At 37.0% G+C, this 22,603-nt stretch carries 20 protein-coding genes and 1 pseudogene; 10 read left to right on the top strand and 11 right to left on the bottom strand.

The window, feature by feature from the left end:
• Positions 1–9 precede the first annotated feature (9 nt).
• The 5 genes from urtE (at position 10) to RMB13_RS16370 (ending at position 4,666) form a co-directional block, all read left to right on the top strand.
• Positions 10–708 carry an urea ABC transporter ATP-binding subunit UrtE gene (gene urtE, locus RMB13_RS16390; RefSeq protein WP_192454422.1) on the top strand — a complete coding sequence of 233 codons (699 nt, stop codon included), beginning with the start codon at positions 10–12 and terminating at the stop codon, positions 706–708.
• A gap of 225 nt (positions 709–933) precedes the next feature.
• Positions 934–1,977 (top strand): aliphatic amidase, encoded by a 1,044-nt coding sequence (locus RMB13_RS16385; RefSeq protein ID WP_192454423.1) that lies wholly within the window; start codon positions 934–936, stop codon positions 1,975–1,977.
• A 26-nt stretch (positions 1,978–2,003) separates the two neighbouring features.
• Positions 2,004–3,098, top strand: a complete 1,095-nt coding sequence (locus RMB13_RS16380; RefSeq protein ID WP_192454424.1) for an AAA family ATPase — start codon at positions 2,004–2,006, stop codon at positions 3,096–3,098.
• Between the two features lie 60 nt (positions 3,099–3,158).
• Entirely contained in the window at positions 3,159–4,337 is a 1,179-nt protein-coding gene (gene fmdA / locus RMB13_RS16375) for a formamidase (protein WP_192454425.1), read from the top strand.
• Positions 4,338–4,369: 32 nt separating this feature from the next.
• Complete coding sequence (locus tag RMB13_RS16370) at positions 4,370–4,666, top strand: FmdB family zinc ribbon protein (protein WP_198308354.1); 297 nt, start codon at positions 4,370–4,372, stop codon at positions 4,664–4,666.
• Between the two features lie 117 nt (positions 4,667–4,783).
• Here the strand turns inward: RMB13_RS16370 and RMB13_RS16365 are convergent, their stop codons facing one another.
• Positions 4,784–6,412 carry a phosphodiester glycosidase family protein gene (locus RMB13_RS16365; protein ID WP_311085803.1) on the bottom strand — a complete coding sequence of 543 codons (1,629 nt, stop codon included), beginning with the start codon at positions 6,410–6,412 and terminating at the stop codon, positions 4,784–4,786.
• A 354-nt stretch (positions 6,413–6,766) separates the two neighbouring features.
• Here RMB13_RS16365 and RMB13_RS16360 point away from each other — a divergent pair, with 354 nt between their 5' ends.
• Positions 6,767–7,003: a VF530 family DNA-binding protein gene (locus tag RMB13_RS16360; RefSeq protein ID WP_003651786.1), complete on the top strand. Its 237-nt coding sequence runs from the start codon at positions 6,767–6,769 to the stop codon at positions 7,001–7,003.
• A gap of 266 nt (positions 7,004–7,269) precedes the next feature.
• The gene (locus tag RMB13_RS16355; protein ID WP_311085802.1) at positions 7,270–9,531 is read left to right on the top strand and encodes an excinuclease ABC subunit UvrA; all 2,262 of its coding nucleotides are present in this window, start codon (positions 7,270–7,272) and stop codon (positions 9,529–9,531) included.
• Between the two features lie 109 nt (positions 9,532–9,640).
• Here the strand turns inward: RMB13_RS16355 and RMB13_RS16350 are convergent, their stop codons facing one another.
• The 4 genes from RMB13_RS16350 to RMB13_RS16335 all read right to left on the bottom strand — a co-directional run bounded on the left by RMB13_RS16350 (position 9,641) and on the right by RMB13_RS16335 (position 14,033).
• Positions 9,641–10,900 carry an outer membrane protein transport protein gene (locus RMB13_RS16350; RefSeq protein ID WP_311085801.1) on the bottom strand — a complete coding sequence of 420 codons (1,260 nt, stop codon included), beginning with the start codon at positions 10,898–10,900 and terminating at the stop codon, positions 9,641–9,643.
• A 97-nt stretch (positions 10,901–10,997) separates the two neighbouring features.
• Positions 10,998–11,687, bottom strand: a complete 690-nt coding sequence (locus RMB13_RS16345) for a DUF4386 domain-containing protein (protein ID WP_311085800.1) — start codon at positions 11,685–11,687, stop codon at positions 10,998–11,000.
• Positions 11,674–13,047 carry an FAD-binding oxidoreductase gene (locus RMB13_RS16340; RefSeq protein WP_311076836.1) on the bottom strand — a complete coding sequence of 458 codons (1,374 nt, stop codon included), beginning with the start codon at positions 13,045–13,047 and terminating at the stop codon, positions 11,674–11,676. The genes RMB13_RS16345 and RMB13_RS16340 overlap by 14 nt, the downstream gene beginning before the upstream one ends.
• Positions 13,048–13,427: 380 nt before the next feature.
• The gene (locus RMB13_RS16335; RefSeq protein WP_005040635.1) at positions 13,428–14,033 is read right to left on the bottom strand and encodes a TetR/AcrR family transcriptional regulator; all 606 of its coding nucleotides are present in this window, start codon (positions 14,031–14,033) and stop codon (positions 13,428–13,430) included.
• Between the two features lie 430 nt (positions 14,034–14,463).
• Between RMB13_RS16335 and RMB13_RS16330 the strand changes: the two genes are divergently transcribed.
• Positions 14,464–15,996: an NAD(P)/FAD-dependent oxidoreductase gene (locus RMB13_RS16330; protein WP_311085799.1), complete on the top strand. Its 1,533-nt coding sequence runs from the start codon at positions 14,464–14,466 to the stop codon at positions 15,994–15,996.
• A 73-nt stretch (positions 15,997–16,069) separates the two neighbouring features.
• A complete protein-coding gene (locus RMB13_RS16325) occupies positions 16,070–16,984 on the top strand; it encodes an alpha/beta fold hydrolase (protein ID WP_311085798.1) in 915 nt (304 codons plus the stop codon).
• A 106-nt stretch (positions 16,985–17,090) separates the two neighbouring features.
• On the opposite strand, the pseudogene RMB13_RS16320 reads toward RMB13_RS16325, so the two are convergent.
• The 6 genes and pseudogenes from RMB13_RS16320 to RMB13_RS16295 all read right to left on the bottom strand — a co-directional run bounded on the left by RMB13_RS16320 (position 17,091) and on the right by RMB13_RS16295 (position 21,760).
• Positions 17,091–18,394 (bottom strand): annotated as a pseudogene (locus RMB13_RS16320) (MFS transporter).
• Positions 18,395–18,728: 334 nt separating this feature from the next.
• A complete protein-coding gene (gene phbB, locus RMB13_RS16315; RefSeq protein ID WP_311076834.1) occupies positions 18,729–19,475 on the bottom strand; it encodes an acetoacetyl-CoA reductase in 747 nt (248 codons plus the stop codon).
• A 28-nt stretch (positions 19,476–19,503) separates the two neighbouring features.
• On the bottom strand, positions 19,504–20,406 hold the full coding sequence (locus tag RMB13_RS16310) for a DMT family transporter (RefSeq protein ID WP_311076833.1): 903 nt from the start codon (positions 20,404–20,406) through the stop codon (positions 19,504–19,506).
• A gap of 37 nt (positions 20,407–20,443) precedes the next feature.
• Positions 20,444–20,863: a thioesterase family protein gene (locus RMB13_RS16305; protein ID WP_311076832.1), complete on the bottom strand. Its 420-nt coding sequence runs from the start codon at positions 20,861–20,863 to the stop codon at positions 20,444–20,446.
• A gap of 59 nt (positions 20,864–20,922) precedes the next feature.
• Positions 20,923–21,222 carry a hypothetical protein gene (locus RMB13_RS16300; protein WP_311076831.1) on the bottom strand — a complete coding sequence of 100 codons (300 nt, stop codon included), beginning with the start codon at positions 21,220–21,222 and terminating at the stop codon, positions 20,923–20,925.
• A gap of 7 nt (positions 21,223–21,229) precedes the next feature.
• The gene (locus RMB13_RS16295; RefSeq protein ID WP_281834001.1) at positions 21,230–21,760 is read right to left on the bottom strand and encodes a hypothetical protein; all 531 of its coding nucleotides are present in this window, start codon (positions 21,758–21,760) and stop codon (positions 21,230–21,232) included.
• Between the two features lie 113 nt (positions 21,761–21,873).
• Between RMB13_RS16295 and RMB13_RS16290 the strand changes: the two genes are divergently transcribed.
• Positions 21,874–22,449, top strand: coding sequence for a TetR/AcrR family transcriptional regulator (locus tag RMB13_RS16290; protein WP_311076830.1), 576 nt, complete (start codon positions 21,874–21,876; stop codon positions 22,447–22,449).
• Positions 22,450–22,603: the final 154 nt, after the last annotated feature.

Below are 22,603 nucleotides of genomic sequence, written 5' to 3'. Positions count from 1 at the left end.
GGACCTAATATGAGTGAATTATTCGAAATCAATTCTTTGTGTTCAGGCTATAAACAAAGTCAAGTTATTCATGACATTAATATGAAAATTCAACCCAAAGAAATTGTGGCTATCATGGGCCGTAACGGCATGGGTAAAACAACGCTCTTTAAAACGCTGATTGGAGATATTAAAAATACTAAAGGTGAAATTAAGCTCAATGGTAAAAATCTAGAGAAGCTTGATCCTTACCAACGTGTAGAAAATGGCATGGCCTATGTACCACAAGGGCGAATGATTTTTTCAACCATGTCGGTACTTGAAAATATTCAAACAGGCCTTCCAAATTCTGCCCATGGCAAAGTTCCTGATGACTTATACGAGCTGTTTCCTGTACTTTGGGACATGCGCAAGCGCAAAGGCGGTAATCTATCTGGTGGACAGCAACAACAGTTAGCAATTGCACGTGCACTTGCGACTAATCCTAAAGTATTGTTATTGGATGAACCAACTGAAGGGATTCAACCATCCATCATTAAAGATATTGCGAAAACATTAAAAGAAATTCGTGACAAACGAGATTTGACCATTGTAGTTTCTGAACAAGTCCTGAGTTTCACTATGGCAATGGCAGACCGTTTCATGGTGATTGATAAAGGCCGTTTCGCTTACGAAGATGTCCGATCAAATATCGATGAAGTTACCATTAGTAAATATTTATCAGTTTAATTTAATAAACTTTTTCTATATCTCCCTTCGATTCGTCGGGGGATTTTTAATCATAAAAACTTTTATTTTTTATATATAACAACCTTTAGTTTTATTTGGATTATTCAACGGTAAAAATCATTAAAAAATGTATCGATATACGCAATTCAACGTATTTTTTAAAACTGGATTTCACGCGACACTCTTTACATAGATTATTTGTACCAAAAAACTTGGAGAAAGCAAATGCGTCATGGTGATATCTCAAGCAGTCCAGATACAGTGGGTGTTGCGGTTGTAAATTACAAAATTCCTCGTTTACACAAAAAAGCTGAAGTTCTTAACAATGCAAAAAAAATTGCTGAAATGTTGAAAGGGATTAAACAGGGTATTCCCGGTATGGATCTGATTATTTTCCCTGAATATAGCACCATGGGCATTATGTATGACCACGAGGAAATGATGGCAACAGCCGCCACCATTCCTGGCGATGAAACTGCGATTTTCTCTCAAGCCTGCATTGAAGCCAATGTTTGGGGCGTGTTCTCTATTACAGGAGAGCAGCACGAAGAACACCCACACAAAGTACCGTATAACACTTTAATTTTAATCAATAACAAAGGCGAGATTGTTCAAAAATACCGCAAAATTATTCCTTGGTGCCCAATTGAAGGTTGGTGTCCAGGTGATACTACCTATGTAACTGAAGGTCCTAAGGGTATGAAGATGTCATTGATCATCTGCGATGATGGCAACTATCCTGAAATTTGGCGTGACTGTGCCATGAAAGGTGCAGAGCTAGTCGTACGTTGTCAAGGCTATATGTACCCTGCTGCCGAACAGCAAATCAATATGGCGAAATGTATGGCTTGGGCTAACAACGTGTATGTCGCTGTTGCGAATTGTACAGGTTTTGATGGAGTCTACACTTATTTTGGTCACTCAGCAGTTGTCGGCTTCGACGGTCGCACCTTAGGTGAGTGCGGCACTGAAGAGAATGGGATTCAGTACGCACAACTATCATTGCATGAAATTCGTGATGCCCGTAAATATGACCAATCTCAAAACCATTTATTTAAGCTGCTACACCGTGGCTATACCGGGGTTTATAACAATGGCGATGGTGATAAAGGGATCGCGGATTGTCCTTTCGATTTTTACAAGACATGGGTACTCGACGCTCAGAAAGCACAAGAAAATGTGGAAAAAATCACTCGATCAACCATTGGTGTCGCGGAATGCCCGATCAGCAATTTACCGCATGATGGTTTAGAAAAAGAAGCATCTTAGTTAGTTTAGTGCAGGAGGTACTCGACATGACATTTGCCAGTGATCGCATCAGTGCCAATCAGGAAACCTTAGCTAAGCAACGCTATGATATGCAAAGCAAAGAACGTATTGCTCGTACTTCTCGTTTTAGTTTTAATCCTGATTTGGTCATGCAACATGTCCGTGACAGAATTATTGGCCAAGCTGAAGCATTGGAAGAAATCGAAAATATGTTGGTGACGATCAAAGCTGACTTCAACTCACCTAATCGTCCACTCTCAGTCACCTTAATGCTAGGACCAACTGGAGTTGGTAAAACAGAAACTGTCCGCTTGATTGCAGAAGCCATTCATGGCAAACCTGATGCATTTTGTCGAATTGATATGAATACTTTGGCACAAGAACACTATGCCGCGGCTTTAACTGGCGCCCCCCCAGGTTACGTGGGTTCCAAAGAAGGCAACACCTTATTTGACGAAGCACAAATTCAAGGTAGTTTTTCAAAACCAGGCATTGTGCTGTTTGATGAAATTGAAAAAGCGAGTACTGAAGTGATTCGCGGACTTTTAAATGTTTTAGAAACAGGCATCTTAAAACTCACTGCGGGCACCAAGGTTTTAGACTTTAAAAACTGTATGATTTTTATGACCAGTAATGTCGGTGCTAAAGATGCACAGACACGCCTACAACAGCTATCAAAACTACCTAAAGCTATTCAAAAACTAGCACGCTTCAGTAAACTCGATGACAGTGAAATTATCAACAAAGCCTTACATAAAAAGTTTGATCCTGAGTTTTTAAACCGAATTGAACGTATCTTACATTACCAAGCTGTAGAGGCATATTTTGCGAGCACATTGGTTAATTTAGAAGTCGACAAACTCAATCAACGTTTGCGTAAGCAAAGCCGTACAGTTGAGTTGACTGCATCTGCTAATACTTTTTTATCGACTGGCCATGATGTTCGTTTTGGCGCACGCGGCTTAGGTCATCGTTTCCGTATACTCGTCGAGCCAAAACTCGCAAAGTTTTTGATTCAAAATCCTGAAACCAGTCACATCATTATTGATTACAACAATCAAAGTCTAAATATCCGTTCCATGCTGTCTGAAACTAAGATCGAAGATCCAAAATCTCATTAATGAGTTTTGGATCTTCCGATTAGAAACTAGCTTTATTTGACCTCACATAGGGGATAAAACATGCAACATATCAAAATTAAACCTGGCGTTCCTTTAGCAGAACAATCTGAGATTGGACACAATCGCTGGCATCCAGACCTACCATTTTTAACATCTGTGAAGCCTGGGGAAGAAATATTAATTGAAAGTTTAGATTTTTTGGATGCCCAAATTAAGGATACTGATGATATTTCGGATGTTAAAAATGTCGATTTAACCCGTGCCCATCCTCTTACTGGCCCATTTTATGTTGAAGGCGCTGAACCAGGCGACTTGCTAGTGATTGATCTGCTTGATATTCAGCCAATTTCAGATGTCGGGTTCTCTGGAGTGTTTGCTAAAGAAAATGGCGGTGGTTTTCTTGCTGATTACTTCCCTGAAGCCGACAAAGCCATTTGGGACTTAAAAGGTTTATTTGCAACCTCTCGTCATATTCCAGGTGTACGTATCGCGGGCTTAAAGCACCCAGGTTTGATGGGTACGCTACCATCCCATGACTTACTTAAAGAATGGAATCGCCGTGAAGCATTGCTTGTACCTAAGGGACAAGCTAACCCACCTGATCCACGTACTGCTGTACTTCGTGGTGTAAGTGGGACTGAGTTTGACCGTATGGCAGCTGAAGCGGCACGTACTGTGCCACCGCGAGAGCATGGCGGTAATACAGATATTAAGGACCTCGCAGCAGGTAGTCGTATCTACTTCCCTGTTTATCAAAAAGGTGCGGGTTTCTCAATGGGTGACCTCCATTTCTCTCAAGGAGATGGTGAAATCGGTTTCTGCGGTGCGATTGAGATGGATGGGGTTACTCGTGTTGGCTTCGACCTCATTAAAGGTGGTATGGCTAAATATAATATTGACTCGCCAATCTTTGTTCCAAGTAATGTTAAACCAAACTATGATCAATGGTTAACTTTCGAAGGTATTAGCGTTGAAAATGATGTGAACTATTACCTTGATGCCACTGTGGCATATCGCCAAGCATGTTTAAAGGCGATTAAATACTTGGAAAACTTTGGTTTTACTGGTTCACAGGCTTATATGTTATTGACAGCGGCTCCTGTTGAAGGTCGCATCGGTGGTATTGTGGATATCCCAAATTGTGCATGTACTGTGTCATTACCAACCGCTATTTTTGAGCAGGATATATTGCCAAAAGGTGCACTCAACGATGATAAATTTTGGGGGAGAAAGCGTTAATTCCTAAGATTTAAGGATAAAGGAGTACAAAAATGCCATTATATGATTTTCGCTGTGAACATTGTGAGGGAATTTTTGAGCAGCGCGTACCCATTGCTCGTATTTCAACAGACACTATTGAATGCGATTATTGCCATCAACAGACCTCTGCAAAACCAATGATTACGGGTCATCAACAAATTAATATGAAAACCAAATGGCGCCCCAGCTCAGGCGCCGAGCAACTTGCAGGTCCCTTAGTCGAAGGACCTGGAACTAATAAAAATAGCGCACGCAGTTCAGTTTTACATAATTGCCGCGGCGTGAATTGTTCTTTATGCGATGTCTAATGAAATAGTAATTACGAAGTTCACCGCTAATTATTTTTCTAAATATAAATAAAAACCGTCTGCACGAGCAGGCGGTTTTTAAAATTTTTATAATTTATCTAATTAAAAAATCTAATATTATTTAAACAATAATATTGCATCACCATCTTCACGTTCACCAGTTTTATCAGAAGGCAGATTTTGAGGGATACCATTAATTGTCATCATTGTTGACCCACCACCATCTAACTTCATTGCGTCCACTGCACCAAGGTATTTCATTAATTGCGCAGTCTCTGGTACAGAAAGCCCCGCACTGTAGCGTGGAGCACGCCCATCGACAGTAACAAAGAGTAATGTGCCATCTTGTGTTTTTCCAACAATAGCGTGTGGATTTCTTCTTAAATACCAGTCATTAATGAAGTAGGAACGGTTTGCATTGTTATAGTTAGATGGAACTCCGATAAGACTCTCATAGCCCCACCCTTCACGTATGATTTGCTTACCATCAGGGTAAGTACCATTTATGAGTAGTGTCGGGCCACCATTTACTGCATATGTAGTTTCAGTAATAGGAATATCTTTTTGAGTATCTTGATTAATTAAACGAGAATCAAATTTTAAAACTTGCCCTATCTGAATATTTTTTAATACCCAATCTACACTTGCTCCAGTTGCCTGTAGTGTTATATTCCCTTGAGCTAGGTTCATACCACGTGTTTGATTGATTCGTTGAACAATACCTTTATCAGTGAGTAATACTTCAACACCAGCACCCGAATCTGTTTTAGTACCAAAATCCTCAGTAAAAATAATCATTTCATTTGGATCTGTACAAACAACATCATGAAGAGCAAATGATGTTTCAATATCAAAGGGGTTACCGCAGTTAAAGTTCTTGCCAGGCGTACGGTTTAGACCATCAATACGACGACTCTGTCCTTGAGCGGTTGTAATGGTTAATAGTGTAGAAATATTTGTTTCCAAATGTGATGCACGTTTGCCATTTTCTGTCTCAAAAAACATTGCTGGACGGCCTTCAACACCTTCACTAACAATTTTACCTTTCACAACTGCTAAACCAGCTAAGTCACCTGGTGTGCCCATTGTTTCATTAACAACAAAAAAACCAGCATTGATTGCTGCAAAAGCCCCTAAACGTTTGGATAAGGATGTAGTGGTTTCCTTACCTGGAATAATATCAGTTGCTAAGGCACTTTTAAGTTGACCGGTAAAACTGGGTCTAACAGCAAGAATATTGATAACCCAAGGGCCTGACGTATTTAAACCATCCTCCGCCGTATAACGTGTCTTTGCCTGTACAAATCCTTCTTTCTTGAATAAATTAACAATATCATCAGCTTGGTTTGCTGAAGAAAATCTTGAGTCTACACGTATCCAATAACCCATATTTTTTCCAGCTTGTGAGTTATTAGGTGGTATCACTTTCTTAGCTGAATAACCTAATTTTTGAATAGCGGCTTCAAATTTTAAAAATTCTTGTTCATCTTTAGCAAAACCTATTTCAGCTTCAAAACCGTCTTGTAAAGAGGCATAACCCCGAATAATACGGTATTGTTCAACGCCTTGGACCAAATCTATTTTTTGGCGATTCTCATATAAATTTTTTTTACCTATAGGCAATTGTGTTTGTGGTAATTGCCAATCATGTATTGTAGATAAATTAGATTCAGATTTTTCATCATTATTACAACCATTTAAAAACAGTACAGCCATACATGTACCGAGAAGAATATATTTATTCATAGTTAATATTTCTAAATAATTTAATTTAATAATTATTTATTTCAACATCATTAAAGTAGAATCTAACTCCAGTCACCCTATAAAAAAACTTAACAAAATTAGAGATAGGTAAATTCAATATCTCCAATTTAATCAAATAACTAGTTTTTTAAATAAAATATATGATGAGTAGTTAAAAAATATTCAAGTGATCTCTTCTGCTTATCTGGCTTGTTTAGGTCTAAAAACTGAAATCAGCCAGTTTCGATAATCAATTACAACCTAATACGCTTCGGGATGTGTTTCCACAATCCCTCTCATTTTCCAACTAGCTCAGGTTATAATAATGGACTCCCAAAATATTGTTGATCTATTATGAACGCCTCCAATGACCCTTTACACGGTAAAAAACTTGCTGACATTTTGGATGAATTATTGGATTACTACGGTGGATTTGAAGGCTTAAGTCGTAAAATTGAAATTAGATGTTTTTGCATAGATCCAAGTGTTAAATCATCATTACGTTTCTTACGTACTACACCATGGGCACGTGAAAAAGTAGAAAGCTTATATTTGTATGTCTTACGCCAAAAAGCCAAACAGAAATCATAGCGATCAAAATCCTAGCCTCAGCATTTTAATTAGTGGTGGACTACCACCACTCTCCTAGACAAATTTAGTCTATTCTTAAGACCTTTTTAGTAAGAAAAACTGGTTAACCCTATTTCTAGTCTTAGCCAGAATGATTCTCTAGACAGCGTTCTAACAATTAAGCCCTATAAGTTGAACATTTAAACTATTTACTTAAGAAACATATACATCCTTTTCATAAATTTTATTTTACCTTACTATAAATCCCGAAATTCAAGTGATCACACATGACCAAAAGAACAATAAATATCTATGGAGCCAGACAAAATAATCTTAAAAATATTTCGTTGAAGATCCCTAAACATGAAATCGTTGTTTTTACTGGAGTCTCTGGTTCAGGTAAATCTTCTTTAGTTTTTGAGACTATTGGCGCAGAGGCTCAAAGACAAATTAATGAAACTCAAGATAGCTTTGTTCGCAATCGTTTACAGCATTTTGGGGTCGCTGATGTTGATAAAATTGAGAATTTAAATGTACCTGTCATTATTAATCAAAAGCCTTTAACGGGTAACATTCGCTCAACCGTTGCAACTATTACTGATATTTATGCAAATCTTCGCTTATTATTTTCACGTATGGGTGAACCATTTGTTGGCTATTCGAATGTTTTTTCTTTTAATCATCCCAATGGCATGTGTCCACAATGCGAAGGTATTGGTTTAGAGCAAACAATTGATATTTATAAAATATTAGACTTAGATAAATCCTTAAATGAAGAAGGTGCTATCAATTTCCCTACCTATCAACCTACTGCATGGCGTTGGACGCGATATGCAGATTCAGGTTATTTCGATTTAGATAAAAAATTAAAAGATTATAGTGAAAAAGAATGGGACTTGTTTTTGCATGCCCCTCAGCACAAGCCTTTAAATCCAACAAGTAAATGGAGAAAAACGGCACTTTATGAAGGACTGATTACTCGATTTGAACGCAACTTTTTAAAAGGTGAAGCGCAGGAAAGAAATCGTTATCGAAATAAACTTGAGGAGATTATTACAACCAAGGAATGTTCTTTATGTAAGGGGCAACGACTTAATCAAAAATCTTTATCTTGTAAGATTAACGGTAAAAATATTGCTGAATGTACAGCCCTATCTGTATCAATGCTTTTAGAGTTTATAGAATCGATAAAAAGTGAAAAATTTGAAACTGTTCTGCATGAAATCATTAATAAGTTGAGCAACTTAAACTTGGTTGGTCTCAGTTATTTAAATCTTAATCGTGTGAGCAATACATTATCGGGTGGTGAGTCACAACGAATCAAGATGGTTAAACATTTGGGTAATAGTTTAGTTGATCTGCTTTACATCTTTGACGAGCCAAGTATTGGTCTTCACCCAAAAGATTTAGATAATATTATTAAAATCATTCAAAAGATTAGAGATAAAGGAAATAGTGTTTTACTGGTTGAACATGACCCTGATCTTATTAGAACAGCTGACCATGTCATTGATATGGGCCCTCTGTCTGGTATCCACGGCGGTCAAATTATTTACCAAGGGACCTTCGAAGAGTTAAAGAACTCATCAGGTTTAACAGGCCAGTTTTTTAGAAGACCAAACGTATATAAGAAAACACCACGCATTCGTTGTGAATGGATTTCAATTAAAAATGCCCATTTATTTAATCTAAAAAATATTGATGTCGATATTCCTAAAAATTGTCTAAGCGTTATTACAGGTGTCGCGGGCTCCGGAAAAAGTACGTTAATCAGTAAAGTCTTACCGCAACAATATCCTGAAACAAAAGTGATTGATCAATCTGCAATTACTGCAAGCATTCGGTCAAATTTACTGACCTATCTAGACCTTCTTGATCCGATTCGCCAACTATTTGCAAAAGCAAATAAAGTGAGTGCTAAGCTCTTTAGTTTTAACAGCGAAGGTGCTTGTCCTCAATGTAAAGGATCAGGTATAGAGAAAATTGAACTCGCATTTTTAGATGATGTCGAAATGACATGTGACCTTTGTCACGGCTCAGGATACGCCCCAGAAGTGCTGAAATATCACTATAAAGGTAAAAACATTGCTGAAATTCTAAAAATGACTGTTACAGAAGCCAGCCACTTTTTTGAAGATCGTAATTTACAACAGCAATTTAATTCATTGGTAAGCTTGGGCTTAGACTATATTGCAATCGGCCAACGCTTAAATACTTTTTCTGGTGGCGAGCGCCAAAGATTAAAACTCTCAAAAGAGCTCAATGAAACAGATAATATTTTTGTATTAGATGAGCCGAGTACAGGCTTACACCCTTCTGATACTGAAAAATTGATTAGTTTATTAAATAGCTTGGTTGAAAAAGGCAATACGATCATCGTTATTGAACATAATCTAGACATTATTAGCCAAGCAGATTGGATTATTGATATCGGTCCATTAGCTGGTGACAAAGGTGGTGAATTGGTGTTTACTGGAACTGTTACTAGTTTGCTCTCAGCAGAAAAATCATTCACAGGTCACTATTTGAAAAAATATCTAGAGCTGTAAAGATTTGATCGACTAGCTTGGCACAACAATGAATCAGATTTTGCTTGAAGCAGAGCGGCATGTATCAAGGAATAAATGGAGTAATTAAAATCAACTACTCCATTTAAATTTAAAACCGATATCCAAATTTTAGACCATAGGCGATTGCATGATTGTCTTTAAAATCTGCCTGTTCTGCGAATGGTTTAATTCCTTCTATTGGCAAGTAATAAGTTCCATCTTCGGTTTTTGTATCACCTAACCAATAATATTTTATGCCACCAGCTATAAAGTAGTTTTTAGCGGGGTTAAATTGGACACCTAAACCAAGCGACCATGAACCTTTGATTGGTCCCATTGTTGATGCAGGATCACCCGTACCAGAATCCCAACTTACATCTGTTGAAGCAGCCCATTTTTCTGTAAATTGATGTGCGAGACCGACAGTCGCACTATATTGATCGTTCTGATAAGAATCGAGCTTAAAGCCTTGGGTATAAGCTCCACCAGTTGCCTCTTTCATAATAATTTCAGATAGAGCGCCATATTGCGGAGGGCGTGTTTCAAACTCTTTCCAATTCACCCATCTTAAATTCATATAAATAAGTGATTGTTCAGAAATGCCTGTCTGAAAATCAATATTTAATGATGCTGGAGTCTCTAATTTGGTTTTCTCATTTTCAACGAGTTTTAGTGGTTCACCATAAATATCTTCATCTACTTGAAATTTATATTTGATTTTAGACCGATAGGTTATCGCTGCTTTTAATGCAAGATCGGGTAATTGATAACTTCCTCCTAACAACCAGCCGACTTCGCCTTCTTCCTTAAACTTAGCATTATAGCCATTAAAAGCCTGAGTATAGGCATTGCCCCGAAGACCTAGGTTTGCTTTTACGGTTTGATAAACTGGTCCACCGTAAATCTGAAAATGCTCAACTGGTGAATAACCCACAATCATACTTAAATTTTGAGTATCGGCTTTTACGAATGTACCTTGATGGCTAACGTCATTATCAAAATAACTATTATTAGAACGTGCCGGATATTTAATGTCAGCACTAAAGGGCTGATCGTATAGCACACCAAAACTTAAACGATCTGTAAGTTGTAACTTTAGAGCAGCTGTATAGAACTGCGTACTTTCTGCAATATCGCCTGTATCACGACTTTGGTGATCTCGTACAAGATCGGCTCTATCGTTGACTATGCCAGAAACAGATGAATCGACTGCAAATAAATTCGCTTCTGCATAATTACCCTTTTCTAGAAATGGCAAGATAGATTGGCCTGATTGTTCCAAGGCTGAAGCGTGACTAATGTTACTCACAAATACGCCAAGCATTCCTATTAAAATCGGATTTGTCCTATTAGTTGGCATTCCATTCATACCTATATCCTTTTTCGTTGTTATTTCCCAAAATCCTTAGGATAGTTTTTTATTTTTAGAGCCATATTTCACAACATGGCTCTAAAATTCTTTACATCTATTTTCGTAATAAACCCAAACCGAAAAGGCTTAGCCACACGACCTGTACTGGTAATAAGAACAGTTCAAGGAATAAGGCCGCTTTAGGAAAGCCTGAGAAAAGAAGTGCAGCAAACCCAACATATCCCAACCCAACCAAAACCAATGGGAAACCTAATGCAGATTTGTTTTTTCTCAGAAGTAGTCCGTTAACTATTGCCCAGAAACCGATTGTCGGTCCTTCCATTGGCCATAAGCCATTTTGTGAGCCTTGAGAAATGGTGGCCCACACAGTGCCCGCTGCCTGTTTAGCCATTTCATTTCCAGACATATATGTTTCAGCAAGTGGTCCTAACACAGCGGCCTGTAAAACAGCCCCTGCTATACCTAACATGGTTGAAATCACAAGGAATAAAATAGCGATATCGGACAACAACCCTCCCGAAGAGCGCAACTTTCTCCACAGATATACGCCCACAGCCAAAAAAGGAAGATAAAACCCAAAACAATCAGAAATCATTGAAGTTCTGAAAAGTGCTTGGTCTTTTGCCGACAAAGTTAATGCAAATTCAGGTTTAAATATTTGATGCAAATCAAAACCTGTAACTGCAAGAAAACAAAGTAAGCAAGTTGCAGCCATTACCGTACCGATTAGTGCAACCCACGCTGTAAATACGAGTCCATCATCATATTGTTTAATCGAGTCCAAGACGTCTTCTCCTAGAAAGTGCTGATACTCGTTCGTATTCGAAATAAGTACGTAGCGCAGCGATAAGACCCGGAATTAATGGGAAACGTTTAAATTTAGCGTGTCCTTTTTCTCCATTGGCAACAAACCAATGCTCGGTAAGCTCCGTTTTACGTTGCAATGCAAGATCAGCTAAAATTCGGCCATAATTTTGTGACATCATTACGCCCGCACCACTGTATCCATAGGCATAAGAAATACGACCATTATGAAGTGTGCCCACTTGAGACCTTACGTCAAAAGGAATAGAACAAGCGCCACTCCAACGTTGAGCAATTTTTAATTTCTGAAATGTAGGAAATACCTTTTTATACATTCGCTCAGCGGCATCATAAAACTGCACTTTCTGAGCTTCATCCATAGAGCGCCCTTCACCCACGTAGATATCACATAGGTTAAATTGCAATCTTCCATCTACAGTCGTTCTACAGGTTGGAGGACAATAGGTTGTTTTGTCATAAAACTGACCACGATGTTTCCAACCAAGCGCTTTCCAATCTTCATCAGTTAAAGGTTCAGTAATTAACTGATATACAAACATTGGAAGTTGTGCGCGTTTAAGCCCCAATTCTGGTTGCAATAAATGGGTAAAACCATTTGTTCCCAATACAATATGTTTAGCTCTAACCTCACCTTCTGGGGTTTTGAGAATAAAGAACTTTTCCTTATCTTCTATATCCAGTACTGGCGTTTGCTCAAAAATTTGTGCGCCCGCAGCTTCAGCTATTCGCTTGAGTTCTCGAGAATGCTTTACAGGGTTGACTTGTCCAGAATGTGGCATTCGGCAACCACCAGAAAATGCATCACTATTTAGAGCTTGGCTGACTGTAGCTCGATCCATATAGACACTGTCTTTTGAGCGAGGTTGATCGTGCCAATATTGAGTAAAATGCTCTAATCTTTTTTCATGGCCGCGAAGTGTCGTAAATGTCACACCGGGCATTTCAAAATCGCTATCCATATTTTCGCGTTTGATTAGGTCCTGCACATAGTCCAGACCATTCCATGCGAAATTTTGAAGCTCAGTTAATCTTTCTTTTCCATAAAGTACTTTTGCAGTGGTAGGGTCAAGTACTGGAACTGGCACAACCCAACCAGAAGTACGGCCTGAGGCACCAAATGCCACACATTCGCCTTCAAGAACAGCCACTGATGCAGCAGAGTCGGCTTTTTTTATGTGATAGGCGGTAGATAATCCAGTAAACCCTCCTCCAATAATCACCACATCTACATCGATAGTACCTTTAAGAGGTGGTGAAGGAATGTATTCGCCTGAGTGGGCTAACCAGAATGACTTATTTGCATGTGGAATATTATTCATCTAATGCTCCTTCCTTTGATATTTGATATTGCTCAGTCCACGTACCCATACTTTCGCCTATTCATTTTTTTTCAAAAAAAAGGCTTATCGCAAACTCAAGACATAATTTCTTCCCTGAAAAAATGTTGAGTGCTTTATCACAATGCGTACGAAATCGTAGAGCTGAATATATATTGCTCCAACAATTACACAGTGTCAATGACACTGTGTAATTAAAAATAAAAATTTAGCTTCTGATAAGAATGTTTAGAAAAAAGGAAAATGAGATTGAAAAAATAATTGAAAAAATTTTATTAAATATTAAACACATATATTTTTTAATTATAGAAATGAATGAACAATTCCTTTTGAACATTCATAAATTTATAGTTAATATTTTTTTAATTAGCACCATAAAGTGTCGATAACCAAATGTTTTGAAGTACCCTTATCGCTACCTTTGGATCAACTTCTGATGGACGTCCGAAAACTTCAGAAAGATATCTTTCTTCAAGCCAGATAAGTGCTTTTGCTGTTTCTTCTACATCTAAATTTTTCTTAATTCTACCAGCTTCTTGTTCTTCTTTAATATGTTGAGCAGCAGCGTTAATAAAGTCTTGCACTAAACTCCGATATGCATTGTCCACACGTTCATCGCCTCCTGCTGCTTCTCCGAAAGCTCGTAGTACACGCCCATGCTGCATGTAAACTTCTACCAAACCAACTAAAGTACGGCGCAAATCTTCTTGAGGACTATCACCTTGCAGCCACCTATCTGCAATAGTAAATAATTCTTTCCCAATATTTTCAACAAGGCGTAAGGCCAAGTCATGCTTATCTCGGAAATGTACATAAAATGCTGGACGTTTTAAGCCCGTTCGGCGCATGACCTCATCTACATTGAGTTCACGAAAAGGATGTTCACTTAAAAACTGTTCAGCAGCATTTAATATTTCATTTTCAGAAACTTTAGGGTCGTGTTTGGGTCTACGTCTTGTAGTTGTCATACTATCCAATTTCTCATTGACACGATGTCATTGTAGGTATTAATAAATTATTCGACAAGCATTAATGCACTATTGTGGAACAAATTCTTGGAAAAAAAATAAATAAGAAGATTTTTATACTTAATAACACAATCAGAATTATATATTTTTAAAATCAAACTTTTCAAATATTTAAATAATTATTTAGAAATGCTCAATAACAAAATAAGTATAATTACACTGTGTCATTGACATTGTGTAATTATTAAATTAATAATATTGAACAGCCCCTTTTTATGACGGGGACTTCTTAAATGAAAACATACTGAGCTTAAGTAAGGCGTTTGTTCATCAGTTCCATGGATCAGGGAAAATGAAGATTAATAAATTCATCATCTTAGAAAATCTAACTGATGCTCAATTTACTGAAATTTGTAGAGAGGAATAAGATATGAATACATCAGAACAAGTTACTACTACTGATGTTTTAATCATTGGCGCAGGGATTGCTGGTATTAGCGCAGCGTACCATTTAAAGAAATATCGTCCTAATTCAAGCTTTTTAATTCTAGAAGGCCGAGAAAAAATCGGTGGTACTTGGAGCCTATTCCGTTACCCTGGCATCCGCTCCGATTCAGATATGCAGTCTTTTGCATTTGGTTTTAAGCCTTGGACCGAAAAAAGGACTTTCGGTAGCGCGCAAATGATATGTGATTATTTGCAAGAAACCCTTACTGAAAATGGTATTGACCAACATATTCAATTTAACAGCTATGTAACGAGTGCCGAATTTTCATCAAGTGAAGGCATGTGGACTGTTAAAGTCAAACAAAAAGACCAAAAAAATTTAGTCACCTTACGTTCGCGCTTCCTGCTTATGGGCACAGGTTACTACGATTATAATAATGGTTATTCGCCTGAGTTTCAGGGAAGCGAAGACTTCAAAGGTCAAATCGTTCATCCTCAACACTGGCCAGAAAATCTCAACTATTCAGGCAAAAAAGTTGTCGTAATTGGCAGTGGAGCTACAGCGGTAACCTTAATCCCAGCTATGGCTAAAGATGTTGAACATATCACCATGCTTCAAAGATCACCTAGTTATGTGATTGCGATGCCAAGTGTCGACCCTATTGCACTGGCTTTAAATAAAGTTCTCTCGCCTCAACGTGCATATGAAATTATTCGCAAGAAAAATATTGCACTCAGCCGAGGAATGTATAAATTAAGCCGCCGTTTTCCAGATGTGATGCGCCGCCTACTGATTGCAGATGTAAAACGCAGACTGCCTAAAGGTTTTGATGTCGCAACTCATTTCTCGCCAAAATACAATCCATGGGATGAACGCTTATGTGTTGTACCAGATGGAGACATGTTTAAAGCAATTTCTTCGGGCAAAGCTTCTGTTGTGACCGATCATATTGACCGCTTTACTAAAGATGGAATCTTACTGAAGTCAGGTAAAACACTTGAAGCAGATATTATTATTACTGCAACGGGTTTAAACATGCTGGCATTCAGCAAGATTCAACTGACTGTCGATGGTAAGAAAATCGATTATCCAGATACCACCATTTATAAGTCTATGATGCTATCTGATATTCCAAATTTTGCCTTTGCATTTGGTTATACCAACATCGCATGGACCTTAAAAGTAGATCTAGTATGGCGATACTTCTGCCGTCTACTTGACTACATGGATGAGAATAAATACGGAACATTTACGCCAGTGATTGCTAATAAAGACATGAAGCGAGTTCCGTTTGTTGATTTGAGTCCGGGATATGTTCAACGTGGTTTAGCTCAGTTCCCTAAGGCAGGAACAGAAGGACCATGGGAATTTCAACATGATTATGAGTTTGATTTAGAAAGGCTCAACAAAGGTCCTGTTGTCGATAAAGCATTACATTTCACTGCTCTTTTACCTAAGAAAAAATTGGCAGTTGTTCCAGAGTCAAATTCAGATGAATTGAAGATCAAAGCTTAATACTACCCTCAAAATTAAGGTCTCTTATTTAAGTAAAACCTAAATAAGAGACTAAATATATTAGGTAAACATTATGGAAAATATTAAATTTACCAGTAAAGGAATTACATGTTCGGCTTGGTATATCCCGACCACATCCGATAAGTACAAAAGCTCTCGAGGGCGCCCCTGCATTATTATGGGAAATGGCTTCGGAGGTACAAAAGATACAGGGTTATTACATTTTGCAGAGCCATTTAGCAAAGCAGGCTTTGATACATTTATATTCGATTATCGTAGTTTTGGAGAATCTGATGGTTTTCCAAGACAGAATGTGTCCTATAAAAATCAACGTGAAGACTATCATGCAGCAATTGCAGCTGTGCGAAGCTTACCCAATGTAGATCGAAACCGTATCGCACTTTGGGGCACGTCTTATTCTGGTGGACACGTAATGGTCGTTGCAGCTCAAAATCCAAAAATCTCAGCTGTAATCTCTATGAATCCAGCTACAGATGGCCTAGCCGCCCTTACCCAGATCTTACGTTACGGCGGGCTTAAGCAGTTAACAGTTGCCGTGGCTCACGGTTTAAAAGACTTAGCCCGCTCACTGTTAGGTCAAGAAGCACATGTTATTCCAATTGTTGGGCAACCTGGCACGGCAGCCATGATTAGTACACCAGGGGCAGAAACTTCTTATAAATCGATGGCTGGACCAACATGGCGTAACGAAGTATGTGCCCGTACAGCTTTAGAAGTTGCAAGAAATCGACCAATTAATTTCGCTCGTCAAATAAAGTGTCCTTTACTGGTACAAGTTGGTTCAAATGATCAAGTTGCTCCACCTGAAGCTGCACGCAAGTCCGCTAATTTAGCAAGTGGTAAAGTTGAATTAGCGGAATACCCAATCGATCATTTTGATTTTTACAGCGGAACATGGCAAACAAAACTATTAGATGAACAAATCAACTTTTTAGCAAATGTTTTAAGCCATCCAAAGGCGAAATAAAATTTTATAGTCATCAATAAACATATGAAAATAAGCTGATTAGGAATCTATCTAATCAGCTTATTTGAAGCCATTATCCCCATAACTTTTATGTATATAGTTAACCTTATGATCGGTACTTGGCCTGAATCATCAGCATGATAATAACGAACGACGAAGGTATTGCCGCAATCACAAATAAATGGGTAATGACCAGAAATTGAGAAAGATAACCACCAAATAACGGCCCAATGACCGAACCCAAACGGGCAATCCCAATACTCCAGCCCACCCCAGTGGTACGAAGTGAAACTGGGTAATAACTCGCAGACAGCGCATTAATAGCAGGTTGCCCACCAACAATCGCAAAGCCAGCAATGAAAATGATGATAAATAATAAAACAATATGGCTAACAGCATAGCCAATTAAAGCAACACTAATTACTGCAACTAAAAAAACAGGAATTAATACTTTATAAAATCCAGTCTTATCGATTTTAAGACCCATCACAACACTACCGATCGTACCGCCTAATTGTAGAGTTGAGCCGATCATCAATGCCTGATTTAATGACAGCCCTGACTCTTTAGACAAAGTCGGTAGCCAGTTCGCCAGAAAATAGAGACTGATCATATTTAAAATACTGATGATCCAGATGGAATAGGTAAAAAACGCACGCTTATTTTTAAATAACTCAAGCGGTGACTTCTTAACCTGAACTTCAGTAGTATTAATGATTTTCATCCCTGAATTAAATGTTAATGCAGGATAAAACTTCTTTAACCAAAATAAAATTTTGGGCGTATTTTTACTATTTTCACTTAAAAAATATAAAGACTCTGGTAACTTAAAGAACGTGATAAAGAAAATAATTAAAGGAACAATACCGCCAAAATAGAAAATCGCCTGCCATCCTCCCCAAGGAACTAACAAGGCTGATATGCCTCCCCCCAACATTGCCCCGACCGTATAGCCACAAGAAATGACCATCATGGTGAAAATACGAGATTTATATGGAACAATTTCGGAGCTATAAGCCATGACATTTGGCATGATACCTCCTAAAAAATTCCTGTAACAAAGCGGATTGCAGTCAATTGCTCAATATTGCCAACATGTGGTGTTACCAGCATCAATATGGAGAACATAAAGGTTGAGATCAGTAATATGGGACGGCGGCCAAAACGATCAGAAAGTGAACTTAATAAAAATGATCCAACAAACAAACCAAATAAGCTGGCGCTAAACACAACGCCTAGCATAGTTTTATGAACACCCCATTCTTCAATAATCATGGGGGCTGCGTAAGCCATGGACTGAATATCATACCCATCCATAATCATCAGCAATAAACAGGTGAACAAAATAAATTTCTGATAGCGTCCAACTTTCTGCTGATTGATCAAATCACTTAATGCAACTTCTTTCATGGTCATCCCTTCTCCATGTTGCGCTTTAAATTATTCTCATTCTAATTACGTTATTCATAATTAATTTACGAATAACGTAAAACAAAATAACAATATTACCCCCCCAAAGTCAAAATTTTAATTTTTTAGAATATAAAAAAGGTTAGATCAAATTATTTGATCTAACCTTTTTAATGATCTTGACAGAATGTTGAGTGTAACTCTAACGGCTGTTCTACACTTGCATTGTCATTCAAAACTGAAGTTAACTGGCGTCTCACCTTACCGCACAGCGACTGTGGTCTGCTCATCTAATAAAAATCGCTTCAACACCTCCTTTATCAGTATGAAATGATCAACTCATATATTGTCCGCCATTGATATGAAGATTAGCTCCTGTCATATAACTAGCATCGTCATTACATAAATAAGCTACTAATTCTGCAATTTCTTTTGGATAACCAAGTCGTTTCATTGGAATAGAGGATATTATTTTATTACGAATTTCCTCAGGAACTGACATCACCATTTTGGTCTCTTGATAGCCTGGTGAAATACAATTAACAGTTACACCTTTCTCTGCCAACTCTAAGGCCAAGGCCTTTGAAAAACCAATCATTCCAGCTTTTGCTGCCGAATAATTAGTTTGACCGAATTGACCTTTAGATGCATTTACAGAAGCGATGTTAATGATACGCCCCCATCCTTTAGCGATCATTCCATCAATAAATTGATGTGTAATATTAAAAATAGAGTCAAGATTAGTTCTTAAGACTAAATTCCAATCCTCAACTGTCATTCTTTTAAAAGAAGCGTCTTTGGTAATTCCAGCATTGTTAATTAATATATCAACTGAATGACCTTCTTTTTCCAAATATTTAAACATTAGAGATGCAGAATCATAATCGGAAACATCAACTCCAACACAAATAAAATCATATCCTTCTTCTTTATGCTTAGCTTGCCATTCATTTACTTTTGAATTATGAGGAGAATGAGTAACAATTACATTAAATCCCCTATCATGAAGTTTTTTTGCAATTTCTTGACCTATACCACCCATACCACCAGTCACTAATGCAGTTTTTACTATATTACTCATTTATATTAATCTTTTATTTATTAAAAAATTATGTTTCGATTTCAGTAGAACTTTTCCATTTAACTATCGTAATAATCATACCCACCGTGATAATCAGTAAGCCAATTACAGACGAAATATGAGGAAGTTCATTTAAAGAAATTGCTGAGATAATTGTCGCTAAAGCTGGTACAAGTGCAGCAAATACCGATCCCACAGTAGAGCCCAATAAAAATACAGATTTACTATAAAAATAAAGAGCGACAATGGAAACAAAAAAGCCTTGATAAATAATTTGAGGTAAAAGTACTCCTATAGGTATAGAGAAAATATCCAATCCTTTTAAGTAAAAATAGATTGGTGAATAAAATAACATTGAAAAAAATGAAACTAATCCAGTAGCATATAAAGCTGAGTCACAATAATATCTAGATGCTACGGTATACATTGCCCACATAACGCCACCAAGTAAAAAAAGCAGGTAGGAATAAATACTTGATCCATTAAAGGCAAAGAAACCAACTAAGATAACACCTGCTATGATTATGGATATTCCAAGGTATTCATTATTGAGTATTTTATTCTTAAGGAAAATCACACTCAATATAAGAGAAAAAGCAATCATACTGGCTGGAGTTACAGCCGCAAATTGTTCTACTGGAGCAAATTTTAGGCCTTGAGCAATAACTAACATATAAGGAGCACCAAGACCAACAACCATAATTACTATCCCAATAATTGGAATTTTCTTTTGCTTGTGCTTAATAGAAGAATAAAATAAATATGGAGATAATAATAAGCCTGAAAAAATAAAACGGAGAAATGTCATATCCCATGCATCAAGATTTGATCTGGCTACTCCAAATCTTGTCATTACGGGAAAAGCTGCCCAAATAAAAGCAGCAATTAAACCGCATAATACACCTACCCAATATTTATTTTGATTCTTCATGGGAATTCCAATATGTAAGTTAATAAAGTTAAAATACTTACTCTGATTTTAGGTATTTTTTAAGTCCTTCAATTGTCTCAGAATTCAATGGCATTGCTTTACGAGTTTCAACATTAACTTGAACAATAACAGTCTCAGCTGAAGCACAAAGTTGCTTATTTTGAAAAATTCCTTGTTCAAAAATAAGTGAACTATTTCCAATTTTTTTTACAACTGTCCCTATTTCGACAGTACCTGGCCATAAAATTTCATGGATATATTTAATAGTTAAATTTGCGATAACAAACTCAGCATCATGGGGTTTAATGACAATAGTAGGGTTATAAATTAATTCAACACGACCGGTTTCAAGAAATGTTGAAAACAACGCATTATTTATATGACCTTGACGATCAGTATCTGAATATCTTAATTTATCACTTGTAACAATTGGATAATCTATTGACGTTATATCCATTTCTACCTCCAAGACTAAAAGATAGCTATTACAAAGAATATTGTAATAGCTAATTTTTATTATTTATGACCGATATTAACTGACTCAATAGGTGCTTTTTTTCTAAGATAAGCATATTCAAGATCATTCAGTAACATTTGGGCTCTATTTAAATCTCGAGAAGCATAATTAATACTTGTTAAGAAATGAGCGAGTTCTTCACTATTTTCAAAATTATTAAAAACGTCTACTCTCGATACATCTAAGTTTTTTCTTTCTTCTAGTTGTTTTAAATAATCTGCATCTATTACTCGAAATGCTGCACCTATGCTCAGACCTTTTGCATTAAGAACCTTATGCCATTCGAATGGGGGATTCACTAAGACATCACCCAACCGCACCGTTCTGAGGTTCACCATAATCTTGAGTACTATTTCCTAAAAACATATGCCCTGTAACTATCCAATTAGGAATATCAAACCAATTATTTTTAAAAATAGATTCACGAACTTTTTTAAATGCTAATTTCCCCCAAGGGAATGGATCATTGTAACCAGAAGAAATTGTTCCTAAGTGTGAATAGACATCCAATTGATCATCAAAAATATTTTTTAAGAATTCTTTTGCTGGACCAATCTTTCCGGTTACATAATTATAGTCTGATTCGCCATCCTTACTACGCATAGTAACGCCACTATTACCATTCTTTACTCGCCACTGTAGTTCTAAGTTCTCGTCAATTTCACCAAAAAATTGGCGAGACTTTAGTTCATCATCTATTAATGCCAAGTTTTTAAATAAGGCTGGTTTCGTAAAATCCTCAGTGTATTTGTTTAAATTTTCAGAGGTCATTTTTCCTCTATGTTCTTCTGGTTCAACAATATTAAGAAATTTATACTGACTATTTAGGGTACTCATTTTATACTTTCCTCTTCTTTTTTTGAAATCTTGTTCTGTAATTTTGATAATCCACAGTTATCTTTGACAGTGTTGTCAAATTTGACACCCCTGTCAAGTATAAGGAATGTAAATTGTCTGGTATTCGTCAGTTTGATGAGCAAATAGTCTTACCTATCGTGCTCGATATTTTTTGGAACAAAGGATGGCAAGCGACCTCTTTTGTTGAAATTGCCCAAGTTACAGGTGTTCAACGAGGTTCTCTTTATAATGCTTATGGAAGTAAAGAAGCTCTTTTTCTACATGCCTATAAAATCTATACAGATAATTTTATAAAAAATGTAAAAAAAGCAATGGTAGGTGATTCTCTACAAGATGTTTTGAGAGGTTTTTTCAAAACAGCACTAGAAAACATGACTAAAGGAACTCCATCGAGAGGCTGTTTAACAACAAAAATGTTGATTGAAATAGACGTAACTAGCGAGCAAATTCAACAAAGTATTAGAGACTTTATGAATGATTTAAAGCTTATTATGGTTGTGCGATTATCAGAGAAAAATTTAGAAAAATCGTTATCTATTACTGCGGAAGAAGCTGCAGAAGTCATATTAACATTTGTAAGAGGAATTGCAGTAATGGAAAGAATGCATAAAGATCCACAAAAATTAATGACGATTTACGAGGCATTTATTTGCTCATTTATAAACTAATTAATTACATTATTAGTTTATAAGTCCCCTCTCTTTAAAACACATTCATTAAGCCACTATTGAAGATTAGTTGGCTTAATGACTCCCCAAAACTAAATTCAATTGATGAACTTGCCTCATCGTAAGGCTCATGGTCTACTCATCACATCATATT

Source organism: Acinetobacter sp. V102_4 (assembly GCF_031799005.1).
GTDB classification, from domain to species: Bacteria; Pseudomonadota; Gammaproteobacteria; order Pseudomonadales; family Moraxellaceae; genus Acinetobacter; species Acinetobacter calcoaceticus.
The sequence above is the reverse complement of the archived record's forward strand: the minus strand, read 5'-3'. Positions and strand labels throughout refer to the sequence as shown.